The sequence below is a fragment of the Actinomycetospora succinea genome (assembly GCF_004363095.1).
Taxonomy (GTDB): Bacteria; Actinomycetota; Actinomycetes; order Mycobacteriales; family Pseudonocardiaceae; genus Actinomycetospora; species Actinomycetospora succinea.
The window spans coordinates 223006-240384 of sequence record NZ_SNYO01000003.1; the positions used below are offsets into that span (position 1 = coordinate 223006).

Here is a 17379-nt window from a genome sequence, read left to right on the forward strand (position 1 = left end):
GGGTGGCCCGCCGACGGCTCTTCAGAAGGGCGTCGGGTCGTCGGGGTCGAAAGACGATGCCGGTGCCGGTGTCACGGCCAGCGCGGTGCGGCGGGTGCCGAACTTGGCGGCGAACGCGGCGGCGAACTTGTCACGCCAGCCGGGTTCGTCGGGGTCGTCGTCGCCGGGGTCGGCGTCGGGCCCGGTGTCGGGCCGGCCGTCGTGGGGCAGGGGCCGGGGCCCGGCGGTGGGCCGGGGCCCGGGCAGTGGTCGGAGGATCTGCGGTGGGCTGGTGGTGTGGGTGACACCGGCGCGGGTGCGGATGACGAACCAGCCGGGCAGGGGTTGGCGCACGGTCCAGCCGGCGAGGTGTTTGGCGCGGTGGTCGTGGGTGCACCAGGTGCCGAGGTTCCAGGACAGGCTCGGGCCGCCGGAGGCGTGCTCGCGGGTGTGGTCGATCTCGGCGCGGTGCGCGCGGCTGCGGCACCAGGGGGCGACGCAGGCCCGGTCGCGGGCGCGGATCCAGCGTTCGGTCTCGGCGCCGGCGCGGCGCCGGGTCCACAGGTCGGGGCCGTGGTCGGCGTCGGGTGGGCGCCCGAGCATCCCCGAAGCGGTCAGGTCGGTGAGGCGTTGTTGGAGCTCGGCCAGCAGCGGTGCCCATGCGGGGTGGTCGGTGGGGTCGAGGGCGGCGAGCAGTGTCGTCGGAACCTGGAGTTCGACGATCGCGCCGGTCCGGGTCGCGCCCGGTGCCCGCCCCCGCGCCCGATGTCGGCCGCGGGGGCTGGGTGGTCGTTCGGGTCGGCGGCGGGCGAGCAGGACGTGGTGGAGGTGCCCGCCGGGGTCGGTGAGCACGATGCGCCATTCGCCGTGGTGGCGGGCGGCGATCAGGTGGCGGGCCACGATCGCGGAGACTGCGCCGTAGCCGGGGACGGTCGCGGGGTGTTCGTCGAGCCCGAGCGCGGTCGACAGCCGGAGCCGGACCTCCACGGTGCCCAGGCGCAGGCGCCCGGCCCGGGCCTCGGGCTCGGCGGCCGGCAGCGACACGTCGGGCAGCGCAGGCAGGCCCAGCAGGTCGAGTGCACCCTGCTCTCCCTGCTCGCCCTGCCCGCCCTGCTCTCCCGGCGACCGAGGCGCCGGCACCGACGGCTCGACCTCGCCGGTACACGACCCGTTGGCCGGCCCGCTGTCGTCCGGCCCGCTGTCGTCCGGACCATGGTCGTCCAGCCCGCCGTCGTCCGGCCCGCCGTCGTCCGGCCCACTGTCAGGCCCGTCGTCGTCGGGGTCGTCACCACCGTCGGGGTCGTCACCACCGTCGGGGTCGTCGGGGTCGGGCGGGGTGTTGGCGTGGTACTCGGCGGCGAGGAGTTCGGCGACCTCGGTGTCGGTCATGCCCGCGGTCGAGCCGTCGAGCAGCCGGGTACCGACCTGACGACGCAACAACGTGATCGGGGTCAGCACCCCCAGCCCCCGCACCACCGCGGCCAGCGCCTCGATCCGCGACATCGACGCGATCCCCTCCGCCGCGGGGGCGTCCACCACCGCCAACGTCGCGGTCCCCGAGGGGTTCATCGTGAGATCCACCCGGCCCCGCGACTCCGCCCGCCGACGACGCCGCTCCGCCCACTCCGGGTCGATGTCGAGCACCACCTCGGCGACCCGCTCCCGCAACGCCATCACCGGCAGCCCCTGGGCTTCGGGCAGCACCACCGCCACCGCCAGCCGGGCATGATCGTCGGCCAGGTCCCGGGTCAGCTCGCCGATCGCGCGGACCTTCGGCTCGTCGAGGCGCCCGTCCCACAACGCCCGACCCAGCGCCGGCAGCCGCACGCACAGGTCATCGGCCAGATCCAGGCGCGCCGACGCCGCGGTGCGCGAGCAGCCCAGCACCGCGGCGACCTCGTCGCCGGAGAACTCATCCGAGCTCGCCAGCCGCCCGGTGTGCCCGTCCTGCGCGGTGCCGAGCTCGCGCAGCCCGGCCAGCAGCTGGGCCTCGGCCCGGTTGTGCACCCGCCAGCGGGCCCGCACATAGGCCGCCAGGTCCTCCCCGGTCAACAAAGTCGGGTCGACCCCGTCGAGCTCGGCCACCAGACCCGCATCCGGCTCACGACCCGCCAGCCCGGCCAGGCCGCACCCCAGGTCGTGGTCGATGCTCACACCGAGAACGCTAGGCCCGACCCCCGACAACGCCGCCCCGAAAAGGCCAGGTCAGGTCCCCACGAAGGTCACGGAACGGCAACGATCAGGGCGTCGGCGTCGAGCAGACCAGGCCGGTCGGGCAGTTGGCCGGGTTGTACTCGGAGGGCCTCGAGGTCGGGGCGGTGTGGTGGGTCGACGACGGGTGCGGCGTGCCGCTGTGCTCCGTGTGGCCGCTCTCGTGTCCGCCCGAGCCGCCGCCGGACGGGGCCGACTCACCACTGGTGTCGCACGCCGACAACGTCAGCACCGCCGCGCACGACAGCATCGCCAGGACACCGGCAGCGGAGCGCCGCCGGACGGGGGACAGGGGAGCGGACACGGCGGGCCTCCGGTCGATGATCGACGTGAAGGCCGTGACGCTACGGAATCATCGGACCGGACGACGCGGCCGAAAGGGTGACGACCTCAGGCCTCGGCGAGGTCCGCACCGTCGAACGACGCACCCTCGGTGAACCACGGCGCGATGCGGTTGTCGAACAGGGTGAGCGCGGACCCGATGGCCATGTGCATGTCCAGGTACTTGTACGTCCCGAGACGCCCGCCGAAGAGCACGCGCCGGTTGGTCGCCTCCTTGCGGGCGAGCTCGCGGTAGCGCTCGAGCTTGGCGCGGTCCTCGGGGGTGTTGATCGGGTAGTACGGCTCGTCGCCGTGCTGCGCGAAGCGCGAGTACTCGCGGACGATGATCGTCTTGTCCTTGGGGTAGGACGTGCGCTCCGGGTGAAAGTGCCGGAACTCGTGGATGCGCGTGAACGGGACGCCCCGGTCGGCGTAGTTCATCACCGGCGTGCCCTGGTAGTCGCCGGTGGTGGTGAGGACCTCGGGCTCGAAGTCCAGCGTGCGCCAGCCGAGCTCGCCCTCGCTGTAGTCGAAGTAGCGGTCGAGCGGGCCGGTGTAGACCGTCGGGACGTCGGCCGACAGCCGGTCGCGCAGGTCGAACCAGTCGGTGTCGAGGAGGACCTCGATGTTCGGGTGGTCGGCCATCCGCTCGAGCCAGGCCGTGTAGCCGTCGACCGGCAGGCCCTCGTAGGTGTCGGAGAAGTACCGGTTGTCGAAGGTGTAGCGCACCGGCAGGCGCGACACGATCGACGCCGGGAGGTTCTTGGGGTCGGTCTGCCACTGCTTGGCCGTGTAGCCCTCGAAGAACGCCTCGTAGAGCGGGCGGCCGACCAGCGCGACGCCCTTCTCCTCGAAGTTCTCCGCGTCCGCGACGTCGATCTCGGCGGCGTGCTCGGCCACCCAGGCGCGCGCCTCGTCGGGCGTCATCGCGCGGCCGGCGTACTCGCAGATCGTCGCCAGGTTGACCGGCATCGGGTAGACGCGGCCCTGGTAGATCGTGAAGACGCGGTGCTGGTAGCCGGTGAAGTCGGTGAAGCGGTTGACGTAGTCCCACACGCGCTTGTTCGAGGTGTGGAACAGGTGCGCTCCGTAGCGGTGGACCTCGATCCCGGTCTCCGGGTCGGGCTCCGAGTAGGCGTTCCCGCCGAGGTGGGAGCGGCGCTCGACCACCAGGACACGCTTGCCGAGCTCGGTGGCGGCCCGCTCGGCCACGGTCAGGCCGAAGAAGCCCGAGCCGACGACGACGAGGTCCGGTTCCACAGCCATGCGACCGACGGTAGCCGGGGCGGTGGGTGCCGGCGGGTCGGGGTATCCGCACGCCATGCCCACCGTGACGCGCACCGTGCACTCGCCCGCCCCCGTCGGCACCGTGCAGGCCTACCTGCGCGACTTCACCCACGCCGAGGAGTGGGACGCCGGCACGATCTCGTGCACCCCCGTCGACGACGCCCCGATCGGCGTGGGCAAGCAGTGGCGCAACGTCTCCGAGTTCCGCGGTCGCGAGACCACGCTGATCTACACCCTCGAGCGCGACGACCCCGGCCACCTGCGCATCGTCGGCCGCAACAAGACGGTGACCAGCGAGGACGACCTGGCCCTCACCGCCGACGGGCCCGGCACGACGCTGACCTACACCGCGACGTTCACCTTCCACGGCGTCGCGAAGCTCGCCACCCCGCTGCTCGTGCCGGCGCTCGGGAGCCTCGGCGACGAGGCGCAGAAGACCCTGCAGGCGGCGCTTGAGAAGCTCCCCGTGACCTGACCGGTCAGGCGGTCGACCCGACCAGCCGCTCCGCACCGTGGAGCAGGCTGCGCCGCCGGACGTGGAAGGCGACGGCCCCGACGACGGCCGCGAGCGCGACGACGGCCGTGAACCAGGACAGCTCGGGATCGGCGGACGTGATCATCAGCCAGCCGGCGAGGAACAGGTAGGCGGTCGACGCCAGCGGCCGGCGCAGGGCCTCCGTGATCCAGGTCAGGGCCTTGCCCCGGTGCTCGTCGGACGGCCACTCGCCCCGCCGGACCGCCTGCCGGACGTCGCGCCGCTCCTCGCGCGACAGGCCGTTGAGCGACGGGCCCGCGTAGTGGTCGATCCGCGGCGTGCGCAGGGTGAGCAGCGCCGACACCACGCCGCCCGCCATGAGCAGGCCGGCGAGCACGGTCACCCACGCGAGCTGACCGGACGGCCGCAGCCACAGCGCGCCCGCCACGCCCACCAGGGCCAGCCCGGCCGCGGCGGCCACGGTGATCCGCTGTTCCCTCGGTGTCGGGGGGCGCAGCCGCGGCAGGTCGTCGACGGACTCCTCGGGCGCCATCCGGCCACGGTGCCAGCCCGGTCCGCCCGCGCGGGTCCCTCGATCAGGTGGCGAGCGGCGGGCGGTGCGCCGCCCACGGCTGCGCCCGCTCGAGGTCGGCGGCGAGCGCGATCAGCGTCGACTCCCCGCCGTACGGACCGACGACCTGCACCCCGATCGGCCAGCCCTCCTCGGTGCGCCCGAGCGGCAGCGAGATCGCCGGGTTGCCGGTCATGTTCGACAGCGCCGTGAAGCCCGCGGTCGAGAAGATGTGGTCGTACCAGCCGCGGGCGTCGCGCGAGGGGTCGTCCTGGTCGAGGTACCCGAGCGGCGTGTTGGGCACGTTCATCGTCGGCGTGAGGATCACGTCGTAGCGCTGGTGGAACGCGGCGACGGCGCGGCGGGTCGCGTTGAAGACGCGGTCGGCGGCGTACAGGTCGCCGGCCCGCAGGCCCCGGCCGTACTCGGCGCAGGCGAGCGTCGCCGCCTCGAGGGTGTCGGGGCCCGGCTCGACGCCGAGCGCGCCGGCGAGCACGTCGACGCCGTCGGCGAGGAAGCTCGTCCAGGCGACGAGGTTGGCGTCGTCGAAGGCCGCCGCGTCGAGCTCCGGGCCGGCGATCTCCACGGTGTGGCCCAGTCCCTCGAGCGTGCGCGCGGCCGCCTCGGTCGCCTGCGTGCAGCGGGGGTCGACCGATCCGCCGCCGGAGAACGGCGTGGTCCACAGCGCCACGCGCAGCGGGCGGCCTCCGGCGGTGACCTCGTCGGCGTAGGGCCGCACCGGGTCGGGGAGCAGGTAGCGGTCGCCCGGCTCGTACCCGTGGACGGCGTCGAGCAGGCCCGCGGTGTCGCGCACGGTGCGGGTCACGGCGAACTCGACGCCCATGCCGAGCAGCGGGTCCGCGTAGTCGGGGCCCGGCGAGGTGCGTCCCTGGCTGGGCTTGAGGCCGACGAGCCCGCAGGCCGCCGCGGGGATGCGGATCGAGCCGCCGCCGTCGTTGGCGTGCGCGGCCGGCAGCGCCCGCGCCGCGACGAGCGCCGCCGAGCCACCGGACGAGCCGCCGGGGCTGCGGGTGGTGTCCCAGGGGTTGTGCACCGCGCCGGTCGCCACCGACTCGGTGGTCGCGTTGAACCCGAGCTCCGGGGTGGCGGTGAGCGCGAGGGTCGCGAGCCCGGCCCGGCGGAAGCGGGTCATGAGGTGGGTGTCGGCGGGCATCGGCACGCCGTCGCCGAGCAGGCGCGTCCCCGCCCGCTGCGGCACGCCCTCGGCGTGGACGATCAGGTCCTTGATCGCGAACGGGACGCCGGCGAACGGGCCGTCCGCGGCGTGCTCGAGCGGCGCGTCGAAGCGCTCGCCGACGAGCGCGTTCAGGCGGGGGTTCACGGCGTCCAGCGCGGCGATCGCGGCGTCGCGCACCTCGTCGGCGCCGACCTCGCCCTTGCTCAGCAGCGCGGCCAGGCCGGTGGCGTCCAGCTCGGCGTACTCCTCGGGTGTCATGGTGCGGATCGTGGGCCGGACCGCCGCCGAGGACATCGGTCGGATGACGGATCCGCTGGTCACGCGGCCTGCGCGCCGCGTAGCTTCGTGAGGTATGTCCGCGGTCGCCGCTGCTCGCGAGCTGCGGTCGTTCCTCCGGCGTCACGGGAGCCGGTCCCCGGGCGCCGCCCGAGCCGTGCTCGCGGGTCTCGGCGAGGTCGTGCCCGCCGACTGCGTCTCGCTCTCGCTGTGGGACCCGACCACGGGTGGGCACCGCACGCTCGCGTCGTCCTACCCCGCCGCGATCGACGTCCTCATCGACACCCGGATGCACACCGACCGGCTGTTCTCCCTGGTCCGCGAGGGACGGCAGGCGGTGCGGGTCCGCGACCTCGAGCAGCGGCGGCGCCGCGGCGAGATCTTCGAGCGGATCATCGACCCGCAGGGGTTCCGTGACGGCGTGACGCTCTGCCTCTTCGCCGCCGACGACCGCTACGTCGGCATGCTCAACGCCAGCACGCTCGACGCCCGACACCCCGACGACGACACGGTCGCCCTGCTCGAGCTGCTCGCCCCCGACCTCGCCGCCGCGCTCGACCCCGTCCCGACGCCGACGGCCCGCACGGCGACGCTCGGCGCCGACGGCACCCACGGGCTCCTCGTGGGGCGGGCGGGGCGCGTCGACGTGCTCTCGGCCGGCGCGCGGCCCGACCTCGTGCACCCGCCGTCGCCGCTGGCCGACCTCGTCGACCGGGTGCTCGCCGGCGCGCCCCCGCCCGGTCCCCTGCTGCTCCTCGCGGGCTCCGGGGACGTCGTCGGCGTCGAGCTGCACGCCACCGCCCGCGGGGTGCTCGTGCTGCACCGCGAGGCGGACCCGCCCGCCGGGCTGACCGTGCGGGAGCTGGAGGTCCTCGACGGGGTGGGCCACGGGCTGAGCAACCCGGAGATCGGCGCGCGGCTCGGGATCAGCCCGCGCACCGTCGCGACCCACGTCGAGCACGTGCTGGCCAAGACGGAGGCCCGCAACCGGGCGGCCGCCGCCCGCAGCGCCGCACGGTGGGGGCTGCTCGCGTAGCTCAGGGGCAGCTGGGCACCGCCGGCCCCGCGCCGAGGCGCCCGGCGATCCAGGGCAGGGAGTCGGAGAACGCCTGGGAGAACAGCACGAACGTGTGCCCGGCGCCGGGGACGACGACCTCGCACGTCGCGATCCCCGCCCGCCGGGCCGCGGGCACGATCGTCTCGGCGGCGGCGGACGGCTCCGGGTCGGCGTCGCCCACCTCGAACCAGCCGCCGAGCCCGGGATACCGGCGCCCGGCGAGCAGCGCGGCCGGCTCGTGGGCGAGGAACGCCTGCCGCGAGCCGCCGAAGAGCTGGGCCACCGCGGAGTCGGTGTCGGCGTTCGTGTCCCCGGCGCGCGGCCCCGCGAGCCCGGCGTAGTCGCCGAAGGTCCCGAAGAGGTCGGGGTGGCGCAGCGCGAGCATCAGCGAGCACGACCCGCCCTCGGACAGGCCGGCGACGGCCCAGGTCCGTCCGGGCGCCGCGGCGTGGAACACGTCCTGGACGAACCGCGGGACGTCGGCGGTCAGGTAGGTCTCCACCCGGCCGTCGGGGCCGTCGACGCACTCGGTGTCGCCGTCGATCGTGCCGTTGACGTCGGGCATGACGAGGATCGGCGCGGTCCCGCCGTGCGCGGCCGCGTACTCGTCGGCGGTCGCGCCGGCCTGACCGCCGTCGAGCCAGTCCTGCGGCGTGCCGGGGGTGCCGTGCAGCAGCATGAGCACCGGCAGCGTCGGGCGCGGGCGGGCGAACCACGCCGGCGGCACCCACACCATCGCCGGCCGCCCGGTGAACCCCGACTCCTTGCCGGGCAGCTCGATCGTCGTGACCACCCCGCGGTCGGGACGGTCGGTGCGCGCCAGCAGCGCCGCGAGCTCCACCTCGTCCGACGGCGGCAGCCCGAGCACGTCGCCGAGGGTGCGGAAGTAGTCGAAGTGCGCGTTGACGCTCGCCCCGGAGCCGATCAGCACCAGGATCGTGATCACCGAGGCGAGCGCGACCTTCCCGACCCGGGTGATGCGGCCGAGCCGGTTGCGCATGACGAGCGCGAGCCCGACGACCACCAGCAGGGCGATGACGCCGCCGGCGCCCAGGAACGAGTCGGTCGTGATGTCGATCTCGCCGACGCTGTCGACGGTCACGCCGGCACCAGCTCGTCGTCGCGGCGGGCCCGCCGCCGCGCCAGCGCCGCGAACACGAACGGCGGCGCCGAGAGCACCACGACCGCGACGGCGAGCAGGCCCACGTAGACGACGGGGTCGCCGGTGGCGAGCTGGCCCGGCGGCACGAACCCGAGCACGAACGCGACGAGGCAGCCGAGCAGCCCGATCCCGCCGACCGCGTACACGCCGGGCAGGCCGCCGGGGATCCGGTAGGGCCGCGGCACGTCGGGGCGGGTGTGGCGCAGGCGCACGACCGCCGCGAACATCAGCGCGTACATGATGATCACGATCTGGGCGGTGACCGCGGAGAGCATCCAGTACGACGTGCTCACGCTGGGCACGAACAGGAACAGCAGCGTGAAGACCGTGCCGGCCGCGCCCTGGAGCAGCAGCAGGGTCACCGGCACGCCGCGGGCGTTGCGCCGCCCGACCCGCGCCGGCACCGACCCGGACTCGGCGACCGCGGCCACGCCGTTCGCCGGCCCGAGGATCCACGGCGCGAGGTGCGCGACCCCGCCGAACGCGACGACCAGCGCGAGCGGGGCGACCGCCCACCCGACGCCGAGCCGGTCGAGCACGCGGCTGAACAGCTCCATCGTCCCGGAGACCAGGCTGATCTCGCTCGCGGGCACGACCATCGCGAGGAAGAGCGAGCCGAGCACCGAGAACACCACGACGACCCCGACACACAGGGCGATCGCGCGCGGCACCGTGCGCCCCGGGTCGCGGGTCTCGCGGGCGTGGAAGCCCGCCATCTCCATGCCGGTGAACAGCAGGATGATCCCGCCGAGGAAGGCCAGGTTGTTCAGCTCGACGTCGGGCACGAGGGCGCCGGCCGAGAACGGGATCTCGCTCGGGTTGCCCTGGGCCAGGTACGCGGCCGCGAGGACGACGACGCCGATCGCCGGGACGATCGAGCCGGCGACCGTGCCGACCGAGCCGATCCACGACGACGTGCCGACCCCGCGCAGGCTCACGATCGTCGTGGCCCAGAAGAACGCGAGCATGACCACGACGAGGAAGACCTTGTCGGTCGCGAGCGAGGGGTCGAGCGCGTAGGCGAGGCTCGCGGCCATGAACGAGAGCACCGTGGGGAACCAGGCGACGTTCTCGGCGTAGTCGCACCAGACCGCGAGGAAGCCCGCGCGCTCGCCGAAGGCCTCCTTGACCCACGCGTAGACCCCGCCGTCGCGCGGCCAGCCGGTGCCGAGCTCGGCGGCGACCATGGCGATCGGCACCAGGAACACGACGATCGAGAGCGCGAACAGCGCCAGCATCGACCAGCCGTACTCGGCCATCACCGGCAGGTTGCGCACGCTGACGATCGCCGCGATGTTGATCATCGCCAGGGCGAGGACGCCGAGCTTCACGCCGCGCCCTTCGCGAGCAGCACCGCGTCGATGCGGTCGGCCACCACGTCCTCCGCGCCGCCCTGCACGACCACCACGAGGTCGCCGTACGTGCGCACCGTCGACGACGCGCGCGGGCGCCCGACCCCCGAGATGCTGCGCGCCGCCGCGTCGCGGTCGGCGTCGTCGGCGAAGGCGTCGGCCTGCACCGTGGCCGTCTCGCCGTCCCGGCACTGCACCGCCACGACCAGGGTGCGGGCGGCCACGGCGTCGGTGGCCAGCGGGTCGGGCAGGTCGGTGCGCGAGCACACGACGAGGCCGGACGCGGTGATGTCGGCCTGCAGCGCGTCCAGCGCGCCCGCGCCGCGCGGGCCCTGCGGCGTCTTCTTCCCGCTCGCGTCGGCGAGGACGACGACCACCACGACCACGGCCAGCGCCATCGCGACGAGCACCACGACGAGGACGACGTCGCCGAACCCGTTGCCGCGCGTGCGCCGGGGGTGGCGCTCGATGACGCTCATGCCGCGGTCGCTGTGGGTGCCTCGCCCGACGGCTCACCCGACGGGGAGGGCGCGCCGCCCACCGCGGCCGGCACGAACATCGGCCCGAGGCCCGGCACGGCTAGGAAGCCCTCCGCGCCCGCGTAGAGCAGCCCGACGCGCGGCAGGTCGGCCGGGCTGCGGTAGGCGAGCACCCGGGGCAGCCACTGCGGGCCGAACTTCGCGTTGAAGTCGTGCAGCGAGCGGACCTGGAAGAACGGGTTGAGCACGCCCACCGCGCGGCGCGCGAGCTTCTGCGTGGCGGTGAACGGCACGTCCTCCGCGAACAGCCGCCCCCACATCGCGAAGTTCATCGACAGGCGCGTCACGCCCCGCTCGGCCAGCGCCAGCGCGCTCTTCGCGATGAGGAACTCGGTCATGCCGTTGGGCGCGCCGGGGTCGTGGCGCATGAGGTCGAGCGTGTAGCCGAACGTCGTGCCGGTGGCGGGTCCGCCGTACGCGGGCACGAGGCGCAGGAACCCGCCCGGCACCCCGTCGGCGTCCAGGGCGACGCAGAGCAGGAAGTCGCTGTTGGCGGCCGAGCCGGTGATGTCCTGCGAGAGCGACATCGTGAAGCCGCGTTCGGGGTTCTTGCCGCGCCACTTCTCCGAGATCGCGTTGAGCGCCTCCACGAGCTTCGGCGACGCGGCCGACTCGGCGATCAGCTGGAACCGGTGGGTGCGCTCGACCCGGCGCACCGCGGCGCGCACGCTCTTGCGCTCGCGGCCCTCGAGCGTGAACGCGGGGCAGTCGATGATCGCCTCGTCGCCCAGGTAGAACGACCGGAAGCCGCGCGAGGCGAGCAGCCCGCCCTCGCGGGTGTCCTCCTCGCGGGCGGCCAGGAACGCCGGGGTCCAGGCGCGCTGGGCGCACATCGCGAGGAACTCGTCGACGACGGCGGGCAGCGAGGCCTCGTCGCCGATCGGGTCGCCCGCCGCGAGCGCGTAGCCGCCGAGGTAGGTGTAGGCGATCATCGCCCGGCCGTCGGAGCCGAAGAAGAAGCTCTTGTCGTCGCGCAGCGCGAACGCCGCGAGCGTGTCCCAGCCGTAGGTGTGCACCAGCGTCTCGGCGCGGCTCCAGTCGTCGCGGGTGTGCGGGTCGCGGGCCGTGAGCGGGCGGAAGAGCAGCACGAGGAAGACGACGAGCCCGACGACGCCGAGCGCGAGCAGCGCGGCGGGGAAGGTCTCGGCGAACACCCGCCGGTCGAACGTGTACGGGCCGTCGATCCCGACCAGCCCGCCGAGGATCGTCTCGAGGCCGCCGAGGACGGTCAGCGACGGCGTCATCCGCCCGCTCTGCAGGCCGAGCGAGACGAAGCCGAACGCCAGCACGCAGGCCAGGTACAGCGGCACGAACCGCACCAGCCGCAGCAGCGACGGCGGGTCGGCCGGCGCGCGGAAGTTCCGGCGCGCGACGACGAGCAGCACCAGCAGCGCGACGCTGATCGCGAGGCCCACCTGGTGCGGGCCCTTGAGGATGTGCGCGACCACGGCCAGCGCCGAGAGCGCCACGGCCACCCGCCAGGCCGCCTGCTTGCGCTTCGCGAGCTGGTCGGCGAGCAGGATCAGCAGCAGCCCGATGGCCGCCGAGAGCACGTGCCCGGTGACCGCGAACCACGGCGGGACCAGGTCGAGGCTGACCCGGTCGCCGAGGCGCTGGTGGACGATCGGCATGTGCACCAGCAGGTGCAGCAGGCCGGCGAGCGCGGTGAGCCCGGCGATCAGCGTGACCACCCACGGCCGCTTCGGGGGACCCTCGTCGGGTGCCGCCGACGCCACGGCCACCGGCGCCGCCGGGGCCGGGGGTGCGAGCGCCGCGGCCGGCATCGGTGTCGGCGGCAGCACCGGGCGGTGGGCGCCGCCGGGCCCGCCGCCGGGCGGCGGCGCGAACTCGGGGCGCAGGGTCGGGAAGAGGATGACCTCGCGGATCGAGTCGACGCTGGCCAGGAGCATCACGAGCCGGTCGATGCCGATGCCGAGCCCGCCGGTGGGCGGCATGCCGTACTCGAGGGCGCGGACGTAGTCGAGGTCGATGTCGCCGGCCTCGGGGTCGCCGTCCCGCTTGGCCTGCGCCTCGGACTCGAACGCGGCCATCTGCTCGACGGGGTCGTTCTGCTCGGAGTAGGCGTTGCAGAGCTCGAAGCCGGCGACGATCAGCTCGAAGCGCTCGCTGTAGGCGGGGTCCTCGCGGTGCGCGCGCGCCAGCGGCGAGACCTCGCGCGGGTAGTCGATGCAGAAGACGGGGCCGACGACGTCGTGCTGGACGCGCTCGTCGTAGACCTCCTTCATGAGGCGGCCCGCGCCCCAGCCCTGTTCCCACGCGATCCCGAGGCCGTCGAGGATCCGGCGGGCCTCGTCGATCGGCATCTCGGGGTGCATCACCGCGCCGGTCTTCTCGGTGATCATGTCGGCGAAGCGCCGGCGCGGCCAAGGCGGCCGGACGTCGATCTCCTGGCCCTGGTAGCGGACCGTCAGGTCGTCGCCGAGGGCGGCGTGCGCGGCGGCGACGACCATGCCCTCGGTCAGGTCCATCATGTCGTGGTAGTCCGCGAAGGCCTGGTAGGCCTCGAGCATCGTGAACTCGGGGTTGTGCCGGGTGTCGACGCCCTCGTTGCGGAACACCCGCCCGAGCTCGAAGACGCGCTCCATCCCCCCGACGATCAGTCGCTTGAGGTGCAGCTCGAGCGCGATGCGCAGGTACATGTCGAGGTCGAGCGCGTTGTGGTGGGTGACGAACGGCCGCGCCGACGCCCCGCCCTGGATGCTCTGCAGCACCGGGCCCTCGACCTCGGTGAAGCCCTGCTCGGCGAGGTGGTTCCGGATCGCGCGCACCGCGGCGTGCCGGACGCGGAAGATCTCACGGGTGCGCTCGTTGACCTGCAGGTCGGCGTAGCGCTGGCGGTAGCGCGTCTCGACGTCGGCGAGGCCGTGGTGCCCGCCGGCCGGGGGCCGCAGCGCCTTCGCCAGCAGGGCGCACTCCTCGACGCGGAGCGAGAGCTCGCCGCGCTTCGTCGTCATGACCCGGCCGCGGACGCCGACCCAGTCGCCGCGGTCGAGGTCGTCGATCGCGACGTGGGCCTCGTGCCCGACGACCGCGGTGTCGACGAAGAGCTGGATCGCGCCGGTGCGGTCGCGCAGCGTGCCGAAGCTCAGGCCGCCCTGGCGGCGCAGACCCGTGAGGCGTCCGGCGACCGAGACCTCGTCGTCGGTGACGGTGTCCGGCGCCAGGTCGGCGTGGGCGGTGCGGATGTCGGCGAGGGCCGTGTTCTTCCCGCTGCCGACCGGCCACCGGTAGGGCTCGGTCTCCCCCGCCGCCCGGCGGGCCGCGAGCTTCGCCGCGCGGAAGTCCTGCTGGCCGAGGTGGACGCCGTGGTCGTCATGACCCTCGGGGTCGTCCGGTGGCTCGGGGTGCACCGGCGTGTCCGTGGGGGCGTCCATGTCAGCGTGCTCCCTCCTGCTCACGCGGCGCGACGTCGGGCTCCGGGGTCGTGGGGGTCGTTCGGGTCGCGGGGGTCGCCGGGGTCTCGGCCGCGGGGGTCTCGTCCTCGTTCGGCCGACCCGCGATCGCCTCGACCATCGCGTCCCAGCGCCGCCGCTCGCGCTCGGGGAACCGCCGCCTGCTGCGCGCGGCCTTCTTCGACCCCTCGGGGTAGCGCCAGCGCGCCCACGGCGAGGTCGGGCGGGCCAGGCGCACCGCGCCGAACAGGGCCACCAGGGGCACCAGCAGCCCGAGCAGCCCGAGCAGCGGGCGCCCCTTGAACAGCGCGATGACGGCGATCAGGCCGTTGATCACGATCGTCGCGACGAGGGCCTCGACCCCGTCGGCGGTGCTGGAGTCGAACGGGTTGGCGCCGACGACGAGCAGGGCCATCAGCGCGCCGACGACGAGCACGGCGTCCACGGAGATGCGCCCCTCGCGCTCCCAGTAGACGTCGGAGAGGTGCAGCCAGAGCGCGAACTCGTCGAGGGTGAGCGCGGCGCCCGCGCCGAACGCGGCGGCGAGGACGTAGAGCCACGGCGGGTCGGGCTGGTAGGTGAACTCGCCGACGCCCGCGAGCAGCATGAGGAAGATGCCGTGCACCAGGTGGTGCAGGTGGACCCCGCCCACGGCCTGGTTGCGGAACGGGCCCTTCCCGGCGCGGATCATCCGCACGATCACCCGCGTGGCGAGGAAGACGACGACGAACGAGCCGAGCATCCACGCGGCGCCGGCCCGGGCCTCGATGTCGAGCGACAGGTCAATCGTCACGGGGTCGCCACCTCACGATCGGCGGGGTCGGGTGTCGCCGCGGACGCGGCCGACGAGCGCGAGAGGGCCGCGGTGGCGACGACCATGAGCACCACCAGCAGGCCGATGAGGAACCACTCGGGGCCGTCGGCGCGGACCTGCTCGAAGAGCACGACGACGCCGAGCACCGCGGCGACGATCGGCTCCCCCACGGTCACCGCGGGCAGCGACGCCGCGAGCGGGCCGGCGCCGAACGCCGCCTGCTGCAGCAGCGTGCCGCCGAGCACGGCGACGACCAGCGCCCACGTCTCCCAGGAGGTCAGCAGCTCGACGGGGCCGTCGCCCAGCGCGTCGACGACCGACTTCGTCAGCGCCGCGACCAGGCCGTAGGCGAGGCCGGTCGCCACCGCGAGCAGCGCCGCCCGGCGCGGGCCGCGCTTGCGGCCGGCCAGCAGCACGCACCCGGCGAGCACGACGAGCAGCACCACCAGCGCGGGCAGCCAGTGGTGCAGCGGCGCGCGGTCGCGGCCGGCGGTGGGTTCCCCGATCACGACGAACAGGGCGAGCGCCGCGACGAGCACGAGGGCCCACCGCACCTCGCTGCGCCCGATGCGCCGTCCGGTGAGGCGCGCCTCGAGGGGCAGCGCGAACAGCACGGTGGTGACGAGCAGCGGCTGGACGAGCAGCAGCGAGCCCACCCCGAGCGCCGCGGCCTGGACGACGAAGCCGCCGGTGTCGCCCACCGTGCCCGCCCACCAGCGCGGGGAGCGCACGAGGCGCAGGATCAGGCGGCCGCCCCGGGCCTCGTCGTCGGGGACGTCGGCGGCGGCGCCGCGCTGGGCGACGGACGCGATCGCGAAGAGCAGGGCGGCCAGGACCGCGAGCGCGCCCGCGAGGAGCGTCACCTCGTCGCCCGGTCGACCGCTGTCACCCGGTCAGTGGAGCACCTGGCGACCACGCAAAGCGACAAGATCTCGGCGAGGCCACCCGATCGGGCGAGGAGCGGTCGATTCACCCGTCCTGACGATGACAAAGGGTGGCAGTCGGGCGCCGTACACGCGCACAATGCTCCGTTTGCCAGGATGGCGCCGATGCGTCCGACGACGGCTGTCCTGGCCACCGCCCTCCCGGCCCTGGCCCTCGCCGTCCTCGGGAGCTACCACCCGCCGGTGCTCACGCCGGAGTCGGCGCCGTGGTGGCGCGATCTCCACGTCATCGGCCTCGTGCTCTTCCCGCTGCTGGCGCTCGGGCCGTGGGCGGTGGTGCGGGCCGCGAAGCCGGCGGGCGTGGCCGGCAAGGTCCTCGAGGGCCTCGTGATCGTGCTCGGCCTCGTCTACGCCGTCTTCTACGGCGCGCTCGACGCCCTGGCCGGCATCGGCGGCGGCCACGAGACCATGCGCGTCGGCCCGGGCCCGTGGGTCGCGGCGCTGTTCGAGATCGCCGACGCGCTCGGCATCAACGGGTCGTACGCCTACCTGGCCGCGACGGTGCTCGCCGCCGTCCTCGCGCTCGTCGCGGCGCCGGGCCTCTGGCGCCTGCTGGCCGGTGTCGGCGCGCTGTTCGCGGTCGTCGGCGCCTGGTCGTTCCTGACCAGCCACATCTACTGGCCCTACGGCGTGGCGACCATGGTCATGCTCGGGATCGGGCACACGGCGATGGCGCTGGCGGCGACCCGGCGCACGTCCCCGACCGCTCGTCGTGCGCCGGCCGCACCGGGCGCGGACGCGCCGGTCACGCGCGCGTAGCTCGACCGGGTGACCCCTCGTCGGCCGCTGCCGACCGGTCCGCGACGACCTCTCGACGCGCCCCGCCGTGTCCGATTCCATGGCTCGCGTGACCTCCCGCCTCTCCCGCCTGCGCCACGCCGTGAACGTCCGGCTGGTCCGCGCCGTCGAGCGCGGCGTCAGCCCCCGCCTGGACGCCCTCGAGGCCGAGGTGCGGGGGCTCGGGGCCACGCTCGAGGCGCTGCGCGAGGAGGTCGCGCACCTGCGGCACGACACCGTGGCCCGGGAGATCCGCGACCGCCGCGACATGATCGCCGCCGGCGAGCGCGACGCCGTCACGAGCAGTGCGCGCTTCGTCCGGGAGGCCATGCCCGGGGCCCGCACGTTCCCGACTCCCGCGGCGACGCTGGCGCACGCCCTCGAGGTCGCACCGCGGCGCGGTGGGCTGGCCCTCGAGTTCGGCGTCTACTCGGGCACCACGCTGCGGGCGATCGCCGCGTCCCGCGCCGACGGCCGCGTGCACGGCTTCGACTCGTTCCAGGGCCTGCCCGAGCACTGGCGCGCCGGGTTCGGCGCCGGGACCTTCGACGACGCCGAGCCGCCCGAGGTGCCGGGCGCCGAGCTCGTCGTCGGCTGGTTCGCCGACACGCTGCCCGGGTTCCTCGCCGAGCACCCGGAGCCGGTCGACCTCCTGCACCTCGACGCCGACCTCTACTCCTCGACGGCCACGGTGCTCGAGCACGTCGGCCCGCGCCTGCGCCCCGGCTCGGTCGTCGTGTTCGACGAGTACCTCAACCACCCGGGGTGGGAGGACGGCGAGCACCGCGCCTGGAGCGAGTTCGTGGCGCAGGCCGGCGTCGACTTCACCTACGAGGCCTTCACCCACGACCACGAGCAGGTGGTCGTGGTCGTCACGTCGGCGCCGGCCCCCGTGACACCGCAGCAGCGGTCGGCGGCACCGGTCGTCGCGTCCTAGCGACGTCCCGCCGACCGCTCGTCGCTCCGTCCGTGGCCGTGATCGCAGTGCGCCCGCGCGCGGTGG

General features: G+C 74.6%; 15 protein-coding genes. 4 read left to right on the forward strand and 11 right to left on the reverse strand.

Going from position 1 to position 17379, the window contains the following annotated elements:
• Window positions 1-21 precede the first annotated feature (21 nt).
• The 3 genes from EV188_RS12340 to glf all read right to left on the reverse strand — a co-directional run bounded on the left by EV188_RS12340 (window position 22) and on the right by glf (window position 3777).
• Complete coding sequence (locus tag EV188_RS12340; protein WP_166659854.1) at window positions 22-2133, reverse strand: HNH endonuclease signature motif containing protein; 2112 nt, start codon at window positions 2131-2133, stop codon at window positions 22-24.
• 85 nt (window positions 2134-2218) lie between these two features.
• Window positions 2219-2494, reverse strand: a complete 276-nt coding sequence (locus tag EV188_RS12345) for a hypothetical protein (protein ID WP_133826572.1) — start codon at window positions 2492-2494, stop codon at window positions 2219-2221.
• A gap of 86 nt (window positions 2495-2580) precedes the next feature.
• Window positions 2581-3777 (reverse strand): UDP-galactopyranose mutase, encoded by a 1197-nt coding sequence (gene glf, locus EV188_RS12350; RefSeq protein ID WP_133826573.1) that lies wholly within the window; start codon window positions 3775-3777, stop codon window positions 2581-2583.
• A gap of 55 nt (window positions 3778-3832) precedes the next feature.
• Between glf and EV188_RS12355 the strand changes: the two genes are divergently transcribed.
• Window positions 3833-4273: an SRPBCC family protein gene (locus EV188_RS12355; RefSeq protein ID WP_133826574.1), complete on the forward strand. Its 441-nt coding sequence runs from the start codon at window positions 3833-3835 to the stop codon at window positions 4271-4273.
• 4 nt (window positions 4274-4277) lie between these two features.
• Here the strand turns inward: EV188_RS12355 and EV188_RS12360 are convergent, their stop codons facing one another.
• On the reverse strand, window positions 4278-4826 hold the full coding sequence (locus EV188_RS12360; RefSeq protein ID WP_133826575.1) for a hypothetical protein: 549 nt from the start codon (window positions 4824-4826) through the stop codon (window positions 4278-4280).
• Between the two features lie 43 nt (window positions 4827-4869).
• Window positions 4870-6300 carry an amidase gene (locus EV188_RS12365; protein WP_133826576.1) on the reverse strand — a complete coding sequence of 477 codons (1431 nt, stop codon included), beginning with the start codon at window positions 6298-6300 and terminating at the stop codon, window positions 4870-4872.
• A gap of 94 nt (window positions 6301-6394) precedes the next feature.
• Here EV188_RS12365 and EV188_RS12370 point away from each other — a divergent pair, with 94 nt between their 5' ends.
• Complete coding sequence (locus EV188_RS12370) at window positions 6395-7354, forward strand: helix-turn-helix transcriptional regulator (protein WP_133826577.1); 960 nt, start codon at window positions 6395-6397, stop codon at window positions 7352-7354.
• A 1-nt stretch (window position 7355) separates the two neighbouring features.
• Here the strand turns inward: EV188_RS12370 and EV188_RS12375 are convergent, their stop codons facing one another.
• Genes EV188_RS12375 through EV188_RS12400 form a run of 6 tightly spaced genes read right to left on the reverse strand, consistent with a single transcriptional unit; the run spans window position 7356 to window position 15518 of the window.
• Window positions 7356-8477, reverse strand: coding sequence for an alpha/beta hydrolase (locus EV188_RS12375; RefSeq protein ID WP_243741649.1), 1122 nt, complete (start codon window positions 8475-8477; stop codon window positions 7356-7358).
• Complete coding sequence (locus tag EV188_RS12380) at window positions 8474-9868, reverse strand: APC family permease (protein WP_133826578.1); 1395 nt, start codon at window positions 9866-9868, stop codon at window positions 8474-8476. Before EV188_RS12380 ends, EV188_RS12375 begins: the two co-directional genes overlap by 4 nt.
• Window positions 9865-10368, reverse strand: a complete 504-nt coding sequence (locus EV188_RS12385) for a hypothetical protein (RefSeq protein WP_133826579.1) — start codon at window positions 10366-10368, stop codon at window positions 9865-9867. The genes EV188_RS12380 and EV188_RS12385 overlap by 4 nt, the downstream gene beginning before the upstream one ends.
• Window positions 10365-13823, reverse strand: coding sequence for a lysine--tRNA ligase (gene lysS, locus EV188_RS12390; protein ID WP_133826580.1), 3459 nt, complete (start codon window positions 13821-13823; stop codon window positions 10365-10367). The genes EV188_RS12385 and lysS overlap by 4 nt, the downstream gene beginning before the upstream one ends.
• A 1-nt stretch (window position 13824) precedes the next feature.
• On the reverse strand, window positions 13825-14634 hold the full coding sequence (locus EV188_RS12395; protein ID WP_208114160.1) for a hypothetical protein: 810 nt from the start codon (window positions 14632-14634) through the stop codon (window positions 13825-13827).
• Window positions 14631-15518: a DMT family transporter gene (locus tag EV188_RS12400; protein WP_133826581.1), complete on the reverse strand. Its 888-nt coding sequence runs from the start codon at window positions 15516-15518 to the stop codon at window positions 14631-14633. The genes EV188_RS12395 and EV188_RS12400 overlap by 4 nt, the downstream gene beginning before the upstream one ends.
• 186 nt (window positions 15519-15704) lie before the next feature.
• On the opposite strand from EV188_RS12400, the gene EV188_RS12405 reads away from it, so the two are divergent.
• Together EV188_RS12405 and EV188_RS12410 are read left to right on the forward strand one after the other, a co-directional pair.
• Window positions 15705-16358: a hypothetical protein gene (locus tag EV188_RS12405; protein WP_133826582.1), complete on the forward strand. Its 654-nt coding sequence runs from the start codon at window positions 15705-15707 to the stop codon at window positions 16356-16358.
• A 79-nt stretch (window positions 16359-16437) separates the two neighbouring features.
• On the forward strand, window positions 16438-17313 hold the full coding sequence (locus EV188_RS12410) for a class I SAM-dependent methyltransferase (protein WP_133826583.1): 876 nt from the start codon (window positions 16438-16440) through the stop codon (window positions 17311-17313).
• Window positions 17314-17379: the final 66 nt, after the last annotated feature.